The sequence below is a fragment of the Desulfonema magnum genome (assembly GCF_017377395.1).
Lineage (GTDB): Bacteria > Desulfobacterota > Desulfobacteria > Desulfobacterales > 4be13 > Desulfonema_C > Desulfonema_C magnum.
This window is the reverse complement of record NZ_CP061800.1, coordinates 2580942-2593361: the sequence shown is the minus strand read 5'-3', so window position 1 is coordinate 2593361 and position 12420 is coordinate 2580942. Positions and strand designations below refer to the sequence as shown.

At 45.8% G+C, this 12420-nt stretch carries 7 protein-coding genes; all 7 read right to left on the bottom strand.

Features of this window, described 5'->3' with window-relative positions:
* Window positions 1-238: 238 nt before the first annotated feature.
* Window positions 239-2440, bottom strand: a complete 2202-nt coding sequence (locus dnm_RS10420; protein WP_207682591.1) for a methyl-accepting chemotaxis protein — start codon at window positions 2438-2440, stop codon at window positions 239-241.
* Window positions 2441-2508: 68 nt separating this feature from the next.
* On the bottom strand, window positions 2509-3459 hold the full coding sequence (locus dnm_RS10415; RefSeq protein WP_207682590.1) for an ABC transporter substrate-binding protein: 951 nt from the start codon (window positions 3457-3459) through the stop codon (window positions 2509-2511).
* A 263-nt stretch (window positions 3460-3722) separates the two neighbouring features.
* Window positions 3723-6125 carry a methyl-accepting chemotaxis protein gene (locus dnm_RS10410; protein ID WP_207682589.1) on the bottom strand — a complete coding sequence of 801 codons (2403 nt, stop codon included), beginning with the start codon at window positions 6123-6125 and terminating at the stop codon, window positions 3723-3725.
* A gap of 80 nt (window positions 6126-6205) precedes the next feature.
* Window positions 6206-7195, bottom strand: a complete 990-nt coding sequence (locus dnm_RS10405; RefSeq protein WP_207682588.1) for an ABC transporter substrate-binding protein — start codon at window positions 7193-7195, stop codon at window positions 6206-6208.
* A gap of 381 nt (window positions 7196-7576) precedes the next feature.
* The gene (locus dnm_RS10400) at window positions 7577-10099 is read right to left on the bottom strand and encodes a hybrid sensor histidine kinase/response regulator (protein WP_207682587.1); all 2523 of its coding nucleotides are present in this window, start codon (window positions 10097-10099) and stop codon (window positions 7577-7579) included.
* Window positions 10100-10257: 158 nt separating this feature from the next.
* Window positions 10258-10956, bottom strand: a complete 699-nt coding sequence (locus dnm_RS10395) for a chemotaxis protein CheW (RefSeq protein ID WP_207682586.1) — start codon at window positions 10954-10956, stop codon at window positions 10258-10260.
* The gene (locus dnm_RS10390) at window positions 10953-12419 is read right to left on the bottom strand and encodes a CheR family methyltransferase (protein WP_207682585.1); all 1467 of its coding nucleotides are present in this window, start codon (window positions 12417-12419) and stop codon (window positions 10953-10955) included. The genes dnm_RS10395 and dnm_RS10390 overlap by 4 nt, the downstream gene beginning before the upstream one ends.
* Between the last annotated feature and the right edge of the window lies 1 nt (window position 12420).

The window sequence follows — 12420 nt, the reverse complement described above, 5'->3', positions numbered from 1 at the left end:
AGCACCCGGATAAACGTTTTTCAGTATTCGGGATAGTTAAATTTATCCAAAAATCCGAAACACATCAAGCATGAATTTATAAGAAACAGATAACAGCTATAAAAAATTGAAAATATTATTAATTTAACATGTATGACCCAAAAGGGCTTCATCCTGAGTCCCGACAGCATATGGTTTTTTTGCCATGATTGTTTTTAATAATGAATCCGCTTTTGGAGATCGGACCTGCTTCCCGGAATCAGAGTCGGAACTGTTTTACAATTTCTGAAAGCGCATCTGCCATCTGAGATATTTTTTTTGAGGACACTTTTGTTCTCACCGCGGTCACGGCTGTTTTTTCCGATACATCACTGATTCTCTGAATGCTCTCTGAAATATCCCGGGTCCCCCGTGCGGACTCACCCGAAGAACAGGCAATATCCTGTACCCCTTTTGCCAGTCCGTCCACATTTTTAGCCACATCTGATGCGGTTTCTGATGCTTCTTCCATGGATTGTGCGATATCTCTGACCAGGTTCGCAGCAGTGCCTCCATCAGCAGCAACATTTTTTACAGTAAGGGCATTACTTGCCACGGATTTTGAAATATCGCCTGCCGTGGCTGTCTGTTCTTCTATTGCGGATGCGTTTGTTTCATTGATCCTTGCGATATCATTTATGAGTTTGCTGATTTCTCCGATTGCCGCGACCACATCATTGGTGCTGATCTGAATCTGTTCTATCTGTTCCGCAATTTCATCGGTTGCATCTGAGGACTGTTTGGCCAGTTCTTTGACCTCGCCTGCCACCACTGCAAATCCTCTGCCTGCTTCCCCGGCACGGGCCGCCTCAATGGTCGCGTTCAGCGCCAGCATATTTGTCTGATCTGCTATATCTTTTATAATTCCGATAACTTTTTCAATCTGTTCGGATGCGGAAACCAGTGCATCCATCTTCACATTGATCTCTTCGGTGCGTTGGTTGGCGTTCTGTGATATCCGGTTCGCATGAGTGGTGTTCTTTGCAAGTTCGTTTAAAGATGCCGTCATCTCCTCCATGGCCGCGGCAGTGCTGTTTGTCTCGGCTGACATTCTTTCCCCTGATTCAGCCATCCGTCTTACATTATCGGCAGTTCTCCGGGCAATATCTGATACCTGACGGAATGTTGACGACATTTCCTCTGTCATGGCAGAAATGTTTGATACTGAGGCGTTTGACTGTTCTATGCCGGAAGCCGCAATATTGACACTTACGGCGACCCGGTCCGAAGCTTGGGCAACCGTGCCTGCCTGCGAGTTCGTCTGTTCAGCAGACAAAGCCATGTCTGAGGAAAGCGACGCCAATTCCTGAGATGAAGCTTGGAAATCATATGTACTCCGGGCGATTTCTGAAATAATATTCTGTAATTTTTTAAGAAATATGTTAAACCATTCAGCCAGTTCTCCTAATTCATCTCTGCTTCTGATTTCAAGCCTTCGGGTAAGATCACCTTCACCTTCGGCAATGTCTTTCAGACCTTCTGCAACTTTTTTTACAGGTCTGATCATAAAATATTCAGTCATGAACCACAAACCAATGCCCAGAAAAACGACCACGGCAAAACCAATGAGAATCAGAATGTTTATTACCTTTTTTGCCGGTGCAAAGGCTTCGGCAACAGGGGCGGTAATGCCCACTATCCATCCTTTTTCACTTTCTGCTCTGATAGCGGTTATCTTGTCATCACCGTTGAATTTATGCCGAAAAATCCCGTTCTTTTCGCTTATGAATTTCCGTCCGAAATCGTACTTGCTAACATCGAGCTTAACTATCTGAGATTTATCCGGATGGGCAATGACAAGACCATCCGGATTCAAAATATAGGCATATCCGGTTTCGCCAATTTTTATGGTATCAATATATCTTTTATTAAAAAAAGCCAGATCAATCACCCCGAAAAGCACACCGATAATCTCCTTATCTTCTCTGACCGGAACGGATATAATAAAAACAGGTTGTCCCGATGATTGATCAATGATCACATCAGAAACAGCGATTTCTCCTTTCAGTGACGCCTGAAAATATTCTCTGTCTGATATATTTCTTATCTCTCCTGTGCCGAATGAATCTGCAATGACATCGCCCTTTGCATTGGCCAATCCGATGGCAGTATATATTCTGTATTCTTTTTGCAAGGCAGCCATCTGAGAATAGGCAGATTTACGAGCGGCCTTGCCCATGTATGTATCCTCAAGAGAACTTTTAATATCATCCTGCAAGCTCCAGTGGACCATATCTATTTTATTCCGTTCGATCCAGTATGATATCATTGCTGCCGCGGATTCGGCAGTCTTGGAAATCTGACATTTGATTGAAGATTCCAAAGCGTTCTTTGAACTGATATAAGAAAAAACAACAGAAATCCCCGCGCCGACCAGAACCAGAAAAACAGCAGGAATAAGAATTTTACCTCTGAGCTTCATTTTTATAAATTTTGTTGTACGCGTATGAAATTTTCAATTCTCAATTTTCAATTCTCAATTCTCAATTTTCAATTCTCAATTACCCTGGCTTTCTTTAAAATATGAAACGGAATTTCAATGCCAAGTTTTTCGGCTGTCCTGACATTTACAGTGAAAATCGGATCCGGATCGGCCTTCACCGGAACATCTCTGACGGCTTTGCCTTTTATCAGAACATCGGCCACGGATTCGGCAAGCATCCGTCCGAGTTTGATATCGTCAGCCAGAAATCCGCCCAGAGCGCCCGCCTCAACAGGCTTGGGCAGATATGACAGAACAGGCACTTTTCCTGCCGCACTGACAATGTTCGGTGCATTATCATAAACAAGCCTGTTGCTGCCAAGGAGAATGGCAGAGACCTTTCCCTTAAATTCTGCAACAGCGGCAACAGCATCTTGTGTTGATGAGCAGATTTTGTCATGATATCGGATACCCATGGTGCTGCAAATCGCTTTTGTTTCCTCCTGATTAATGGTGTTTGAGGGATGTCCTTCCTCAAGCAGAAGCAACAATGATTTAAGATTTGGTAAAATCGCTTTGAAAATCTCAAACTGAGTTTCAACAGGCAAAGCATACGTCACACCGGTGATCCTGCCCTCCGGAGCCTGCATATTCTTTAACACCCCGAGCTGCACAGGATGATTACAACCCCCGATAAACGCAGGTATTGCAGGCGGGTTTTTGGCAATCCATTTGGCTCCGTTAGATCTGAGAATGACCATGCCTTTTTTGGTTTTTTCCCATCTGTCAACCACTTTGGCAAGCTCATCCGAAGATGCAAGTTCTTTCTGATATTCAATTTTAATGTTCGGAGCCAGTTTTCTGATGGTCTGATCAAAGCCCTTGATTATTCGCTTCGGCATGCCTGATTTTCCAACCCAGGCCACGCCGACCTCAACAGCCTCACCTGCGGCTGATACAGAAGCAGTTACAAAAAACAGACCAAGGGCAATCATGAGAACAGTGTTCAATTTCTTCATACGTCTTTCCTCCTCTGTAAATCGGAACCTGAAACTTGAAATCCGGAAACCCCTCGGATTTTCATATATAAATACCTAACCATAAGGTTTCAATATTTGCCCGGGAAGAAACCCGGGTTTTTTCCCGGAACGACCCGCCGCCCATGAAGGAAAACCCCGGGTTTCTCCGCAGTCGGAAAAAAGATGTATAAAAAACTTTTGCTCAGGTACTTACATATGTAACTGTTCCGAGTTTCAAATTTCAAGTTTCAAATTTCATCCTCTCAGATCTTGAACTTTCTGACAATTTCCAAAAGAGCAACAGCAAGCTGAGAAAGCTTTTTAGCAGAAGTGTCTATCCGCGCGGCGTCAGCAGCCGTCTTTTTTGACGCCATGCTGATGTCCTGTATGTTATCTGATATCTCCTGTACCCCCTGTGCCGAAGTGGCAGAAGATTTAGCAACATCCTTAACCCCTCTTGCCAGTTCATCCACATTCCGAGCCACATCAGACGCGCCTTTTGAGACTTCATATATGGATTTGGCAATATCTTCAACCAGATTTGCTGATTCGGCTGCATCTTCGGCAACGCGTTTCACAGTCACGGCACTGTTGGCCACAGCCCTTGAAATTTCATTTGCCGTGGCAGTCTGTTCTTCTGCCGCGGATGCGATTGTTTCATTGATCATCGCAATCTCATTGATGATTTTATTTATCTCACTGATGGCCCCCACCACCTCATCGGTACGCTTCTGAATATGCTCTATCTGTCCCGTAATTTCATCGGTTGCATCAGCGGACTGCCTTGCCAGTTCCTTGACCTCGCCTGCCACAACCGCAAATCCTTTGCCTGCTTCCCCTGCTCCTGCTGCTTCAATTGTCGCATTCAGAGCTAACATGTTGGTCTGATCCGCAATGTCTTTTATGACTCCGACAACTTTTCCGATCTGCTTGGACGCTTCAACCAGAGCGTCCATTTTTATATTAATCTCCTGAGTACGCTGGTCCGCGTTCCGTGAAATCTGATTTGCCTGATCAGTGTTCTTTGCCACCTCGTTTAACGAAGAAGTCATTTCTTCCACTGATATGGCGATTCCGCTTATCTCGGACGATGTTTTCTCTCCTGCTTCGGCCATTCGCTTTACGTTTTCCGAGGTCCGATTTGCCAGATTCGACACATTGCTGAAAGTGGATGACATTTCTTCAGTCATGGTCGAGATATTGGACACGGAAGAACTTGACTGCTCCACAGCGGACGCTACTGTGCCGACGCTGGCAGACACCTGTTCGGATGCTGCCGCAACAGTGTCTGTCCGGGTATTCATTTCTTTTGCAGATGAGGCCATCCGGTCTGAAACGGCTGCTAATTCTCCGGAGGAGGTTGAAAGACTCTCAGTTGTATATGAAAGTTGTTTCATAATATTACGAAGTTTGGCTGCCATTTCATTGAGCGCGTTTGCCAGTGTTCCGATCTCATTTTTTTCATCCACATTTATATCGGCTGTAAGGTCTCCTCCTGCCACGAAGCTTGCAAAATCAACACCTTTTATCAAAGGATTGGTAATGCCTTTTGAAACAAACCAGATCAGCAGAAAAGCAAAAATGGAAACTCCCAGCCCGGTCCCGATTTGAAACATGAGATGACGCGTGCCGTTCTTTTTCATATCCAGCACTAACTCTCTGACCTGAGTCAACACGGCGTCTTTCGGAACCTCGATAATCACGGCCCAGGGTTCTCCGCTCTTTCCGATGACAAAGGGGAAAATCACCTCCATTTCGTCATCGCTTACAGTCACAGCTTCTTTTTCCTCGTGCAACTGCTCCATACATCTTTGCCAGCATTCCGGCATCCAGTTTTTTGAATGTTTGCCCACAAGCCCCGGATTATCACTGACTGCCGCAAGAACTCCGTTATGACTGACAATCGCGGTTTTGCCCACCCCTGAATAGATTTCTTTATTGATTTTTTCCACCAAAGACTGAATAAAATCCAAACGCTGATCTATGGTGATCACGCCATAAAACGTATCATCTGAAATAATAGGCGCGGACAAGGTCGTCATCCAGACCGTGTTGCCCTGAACAGGATATGGATATGGATCAATGACACACTCTTTTTTGTGTTCCCGGACACGAAGATAGTATTCTCCTCTGCGAATGCCGTTTTCGTACTTTTCAGTATTTTCATAATCAAGTAACGGCTCAAGGCTGATTTTTCCGTCTTCTCCCCGGCTCCAGTAGGGAATAAAACGTCCTGTGTGATCATGCCCCGGGGTTGAGGCATAAATATCATCCAATCCGTCCAGGGCATTGGGTTCCCAGGCGTTCCCGATGCCCACAAATGACTTATTTCTCGTCAGCACGCCTCTCAGAATGCCATTGATCCGATCTCTGTCTATCCTGAGATTAATTTCCTTATCTTTGATTCCTGAAAACAGATCAGCCAGGGTACGGGCAGAATCCAATGCAACTTCAAGCTCTGCCTTAATCTCAAACCCTGCTGCATAAGCATTTGCAAGAAGTTGTTTTTTAGCGTCAGACATGGCGTCAGTTGTCATGGTATCCAGCATAGCAGTTTGTGCTTTTTTGTCGGAGACAATTCCAAGAATCATAAGTATTCCGATAACTGACAGCAGACACATACCGAAAACAACGAATAGTTTTATTTGCAAGGATTTAAATTTCATAATATCCCTATCTGGTTCAGAGGCTCAGACCTTCCAGGTTTTCAAAACTTTGGCGGAAGTCTTTGCAGTTGTGCTGCTTATCAGTTTTCGTTTTTCAGCACTTCCATAATGACCTTGTTATCAAATATCTCGGTTGGATTAAAATCCTTTCTGAGCATCTTATTCTCTTTCAGAAACACTCTGAGATCATTCAGATAGGTTATAAGCCCTCCGCCATCCTGGTTTCTTTCCAGCTGCATCTTTACATCGTGGATTCGTGCGGTATCCAGCATTTGTCTGATGTAATTCTCGGAATAGGGTGTGTCATCTTTGAAGGTATGACTGTTCATAATTTTCACATATTCTTCCCAGTTGTTTTCATCCTGAATCCATTTTACAGCCCTGATCCATCCCTTGAGAATTTTGGCGATATCTTTTCTCGGAATGTTCTTCAGGACATCTCTTAAAGCCATCATCCCCTCCGGAATACATCCCTCGTAAGCAGCACTGGTGACAACCAACTTGCCATTGCCATCTCTTTCCGCACGAAGTGCATCAGGATCATAACAGGCAATCGCTTTTAATCTGTCGGCAATGAAGTGATCCGCCAAAGCTTTTGTTTCCATTTCAACAATTCGGACATCTGAAAGTTTAAGACCAATTGTGGAAAGATATTTATTGATAAAATACATTACCGGCGGCTGGTTAAGGTAAACACCGATGGTCGAACCTTTAAGCTTTGAAACATCCATGTCTTTCTTAATGATAAGTTCGTCTCCGCCATGGGACCAGTCTGTTTCTGCAATAACGGTGATAGGGACTCCGTCCATGTAACAGCCGGCCGCGGACCCGATCATGTCAAATTTGATGTCCACAAGTTTATTTTTAAAAAGACTCTGAACCGCAATGGGGTCTGGCAAAGTAACCACTCTCACATCAATGCCCAGGTCTTTCCAAAAACCTTTTGCATCCGCGACATTGATGGGAGACCAGCCGATCCAGGGAACCGTGGCAATTTTATAAGTTCTGCCATGAGCCACGCTGCCCAAAGCCAGGACAATCATCACGACAATAAAAATTATTCGTTTCATTGCATTCCCCCCTTTTTTTGAATTGAGAATTGAGAATTGAGAATTGAGAATTGAGAATTGCTGATTATAACGGATTTAGGGGAGGCCGACAAAGCCCCGTGGGGGCGGCATATTTGTAGCATTCATCATGTCAGGCCGGCAAAGCCCCGCGGAGGCGTAGCGAACCTGCCGCTGCAAATATGCCGCTCTTACGGGGTCTGGTCGGCCCTCCCCTAAATCCGTTATAATCAGGATAATTGATACTTGATACTTGATACTTGATGATAATTGAGAATTTATCAATTATCAATTATCAGTTATCAGTTATCAGTTATCAGTTATCAGTTGTCAGTTATCAATTATCAATTGTCAATTATCAATTATCAATTATCAATTAATTCCTCAGGCTTCTCCGATTAAATCAACCACAGCGTCTATAAAAGAATTATCCTGGAAACTGCTTTTGGTCAGATAATAATTCGCGCCTGCCTCAAGTCCCCGGAGCCGGTCTTCCTCTTTGTTTTTATAAGACACGATCATTACAGGCAGGGATTTCAGCTTTTCGTGCTGCTTGATATGGGTGATCAGTTCAAACCCGTTCATGCGGGGCATATCAATGTCGGAAATAACCATGTCATAAGGAGCGATGCGAAGAAGATTCCAGGCATCCATGCCGTCCACGGCCACATCCACCTGATAGCCCCTGCTTTCAAGGAGTTTGCGTTCCATTTCCCGGACAGTAATTGAATCGTCAACCACTAAAATCTGCTTTTTAGCTTTTACATCGTCCGGTTCGGTTGAATGGCCTATTTTTTGCAGTCGTTCTCTTCCGGTGAGGAGGGTATCAATGGAGCGTACCAAATCTTCCACATCAAAGATGAGGACAGGTGAGCCATCCAGCATGACGGCCACTGCGCTGATATCCCTGACTTTTCCCAGACGGGAATCCAGAAGCCGTACCACCAGATCACATTCCCCCAGAAATTTATCTACCACCAGGCCATAGGCATGCAGTCTGTCACTCACCACGACAACCATGAGTTCGTCTTCCTGACGGTGTCCGGTTTTATCCACTTCCAATACATCGTGGATATCTACCAGAGCAATATTTTTATTGTCCAGCCTGAAGTATTCCCGATCCTCCACCGTTTCAATATCCTGCTGGTTAATCACCAGACAGCGATCTATGCGGGCAAGGGGAAACGCATAAGGCTCTCCGGTAATTTCCACCAGAAATGTGCGAATGACAGAAAGCGTCAGGGGAAGCTCCATATTAAACGTCAGACCCTTGCCAGATTTGGAAGTGGCACGAATCACACCGCCCACCTCATGGACCATGCTGTGAACCACATCCAGGCCCACACCGCGCCCTGATATTTCCGATACAGTGTCCAAAGTTGAAAACCCGGGCAAAAACAGAAAATCCATAAGTTCCGGCTCGGTCAGCCGATGAATCATTTCAGCAGTTGCAAGCCCCTTGTCTAAAATTTTCTGCCGCACTTCATCCAGATCAATGCCCCGCCCGTCATCGGAAACCGTAATCATAAGTATGCCTGAGCGATGGGCAGCCTCCAGGCTGATGGTGGCTTTCTCAGGCTTTCCTGCTGCCAGACGCTCGTGGGGAGGCTCAACACCGTGATCCAGGGCATTTCGCAAGAGGTGATTGAGAGGCGAATCCAGTTTTTCCAGAATGTCCCGGTCAACTTCTGTGGATTCCCCTGTGATTTTGAGCCGCGTCTTTTTACCCAGCTCTCTGGACATATCCCGTATCATCCGGGGCAGCCTCCGGATGCCGTCAGAAAACGGGCGCATACGCACACGAATCACTTCATGGTAAAGACGGTCAGAAAGGTTTTCTGAGGAACTCGTGAACATATCAAGCTGCTTGAGTCTGTCAACCAGGTAGTAATTGGAACTTTTTATCATTTCCCTGGCCTGAGCGGCCATTTTCTGTATTTCGGATTTTGAATTTGAAACTTCGAAGGCCTCATCTCTCAGCGATTCCTGAAGCCTCTCCAGAATGGCAGAGAGTTTGATATGATCTTTTTTCAGCCGTAGCAGAGATTTTGAAAACGGCGGGAGCCATCTTGAGCTGACCACCACCTCACCGGCCAAGCCCATAAGTCGCTCAATTTTTACTGCTGTGACCCTCACCATTCGGTCTTTTTCTGTTATTTGTGACCTGTGGTCCGGGGCAGAAATTAAATTTCTGTCTGGCCCGGGTCTGTCATCGGACTTCCGCATGGGTTCGGGAACAGCGGGAGAACTGCCATCCGGCTGTGGTTCGCCTTGTGTTTTCAACGGATATTCCGGGGGACGCGCCTCAGATGCGTCTTTCCGGGGAGAATCCGGAAGTTCCGGAGGCTGGGGAGGGAATTCTGCTGATACAGGTTCGGACGGGGGGGGCGTATCTGAAATAACCGGTTCCGCAGAAGGCTGGGAAACAGGATGACTATTTTTTTTCACGGACGGAGGGGAAATATCCTTAATCTTATCACCGCTGAGAATCGAAGCAATGGCGGCAATCAGCTGATCAATCTCTTCATGATGAAGGGTATGCCACTCTTCCATTCCTTCGCCGGCAACCTCGGAAATCCGGGTGATCATATCAACTCCCCTGAGCAGGATATCAATATGCTCTGACTCCAGACCTGATTTCAAAGGCCCCTCACCTTTTTGGACAGCAACAAAACAATCCTCCATTGTATGGGCCAGTTTCACAACCACATCCAGGTCCACAATCCTGGCCCCGCCTTTGATGGAATGCGCCGCCCGCATCAGGGCTTCAATATTATCTATGCTGCCTGCGTCATTTTCCAACGCGAGCAAACTGTCATTCAATGTGGCCGCATGTACCTCCACCTCGGACCGGAAAAGGTCCAGCATGGAGAAATTACTCAAATCCCGTCCATCTATTTTTGTCACTCTGAAACCCCTTATTTAAAATTGAAAATTGAGAATTGAGAATTGAAATCCGAACCGGAAATCCTGAATCCCAAATTCCAAATTCCAAATCTCAATTCCAAATCTCAATTCCCAACTCTCAACTCTCAACTCTCAACTCTCAATTCTCAATTCCCAATTTACTGCACATTTCTTATCAGACTGTAAAATAGCAGGTCATCATCGAGAAAGGCCACATGCTTATCTTTCCAATTAAAAATTCCTTTGGTATAAGTTGACTGGGCTTTGGCTACTGTCACAGGGACATTTTGAAATATATGGGGATAGACATGGTAAATACCGAGTATTTCATTTACCGGGAAAACCCAGCGACCGGCATCAGTGTTTACCACCATCATAAGTTTCTGGTCTTTCCAGTCTTTTTTTACAGCATTCTCTATCCCCAGCAGTTCACTGAGTGAAACGCACAACTGTATATCACCGTGGACATTGACGACTCCGATTAATACCGGATTTTTGCGATGCGGAAGGCTGTGGCCGCGGAGGCTGTCCGGATCAATAATCTCCGCAAAAACCTGGGTGCGAATCGCCAGCCATTCATCTTCAATACGAAAAATAACCACTGAAACGGTTCCGGGGAGGGCCTCTTCTTTTTTTGCGGCCATCACCTCGGTCCATTCATTTTTATATTCTTCAGGAAGGTTGCGTTCCAAAAGATTTCTGCCCCCCTGGGTAAAGACATCACAGTTCCGGCAGTGAATGACCTCATCCAGTTTGGGACAGCGCGGTTCTTCATTCCCCCATACCCCGATGCGTTTCCAGCAATTTTCCACGGGCTGCCGGCTGCTGATTTCTGATTGTCCGGATAATTTTTTCAATCGTCACCTTCTTTTTTAAGAATTCGCCGTGCCCGCAGACGCAGACGCTCGGCTCTGTCTCGCTCCCCGCGGTGTTCCATTATAAAAGCCAAATGAGTCATGGCCTCATCATGATTCGGATCAAGATAGATCGCTTTGTTAAAATACTCCTCAGCCCTTTCTTCATCGCCCATGGCATGACATATCAGTCCCATCAGAAAATGGGCCTGAATACCGAAAGGGTCCTCATTCAGATATTTTTCGCACAACTCGGAGGCCTCACTCAGAAATCCCCGGTCTGCCAATTGCTGGGCAGTGTTAAGCCATGTTTCCACGCTATCATCCGAAGAGGAGGAAATCTGTGGGATATGGGAGCCTGTAAAAGGCCTCAGGGAAGGAGGGAGCATTTTTTTATATTCCGGTGTCTGCCGGTGCGGACCGCGCGGGGTAACAACTGCGGAGCCACGCTGGCGGCCTGTTCCTGCTTTTTCAAAGGACCGTCCTGAAGATTTTTCAGAGGGCGTCAGATGCTGAACAACGTCTGGGTGATCATGCGTTTCTTGTTTGAAACCTGCTCTTCGGCAGGCAAACACTCCGGACTGACGTATCCATACAAAACGTGTCCTTTCTGCCGAAGCACAAACCAGGGGCCGTTCCACATGTCCCACAAACAATATCCCGTTTTTGGCTAATAACCGGTCGATGTTGTCCATGGCCCGTTTTTTTGCTGATTCCCCCAGGTATATAAAGAGATTGCGGCAGAAAATGACATCATAAGGCTTTTCATCTGCCAAAAGCTGAGTCTCCAGCAGATTTCCTTTTAAAAATCGGACAATATTCCTCACCCGCGCATGCACTTTGAAACGCTTTTCATTTTTATCTTTCTTGTTTTTTTGGGAAATCTGATCAAAATGGCGTTCCTGAAACGACAGATCCTCTCCGCGGAAAGACGCTTTGCCGTAAATGCCCAACTTTGCTTTATACAGTGCTTTGCCGCTGATATCCACCGCATCAATATGAAAACGTCCCTGAATTTCTTCCGGCAGCCCCATATCCATAAGGATCATCGCTATGGAATAGGACTCCTCTCCTGTGGAACATGGTATGCTCAGAATTCGCAATACACCGTTCTGATGCGCGGGCAGCCATTCAAACCTGACATACCCGCTGAGAAAACTGAAAGACGCTTTATTTCGAAAAAACCAGGTTTCCGGAACAACCACAGCTTCTACCAGTTTTTCCCATTCTTCCTCTGATGTCTGAAGACGGGCAAGGTATTCGGTCAGACTGGCAGCTTTTTTTCCGCGGGATATCCTGTCATCCCCCATACAGCGATGTACGGCTTTGGCAATCGTCTCCGAGCCAATGGCTTCTGCGGACAGCCCGATCCTTTCTTCCAGTAACGATTCAATTATGGCCTGAAACATCTTATTAAAATTGAAAATTGAAAATTGAAAATTGAAAATTAATTCTGACGGGTTCAAT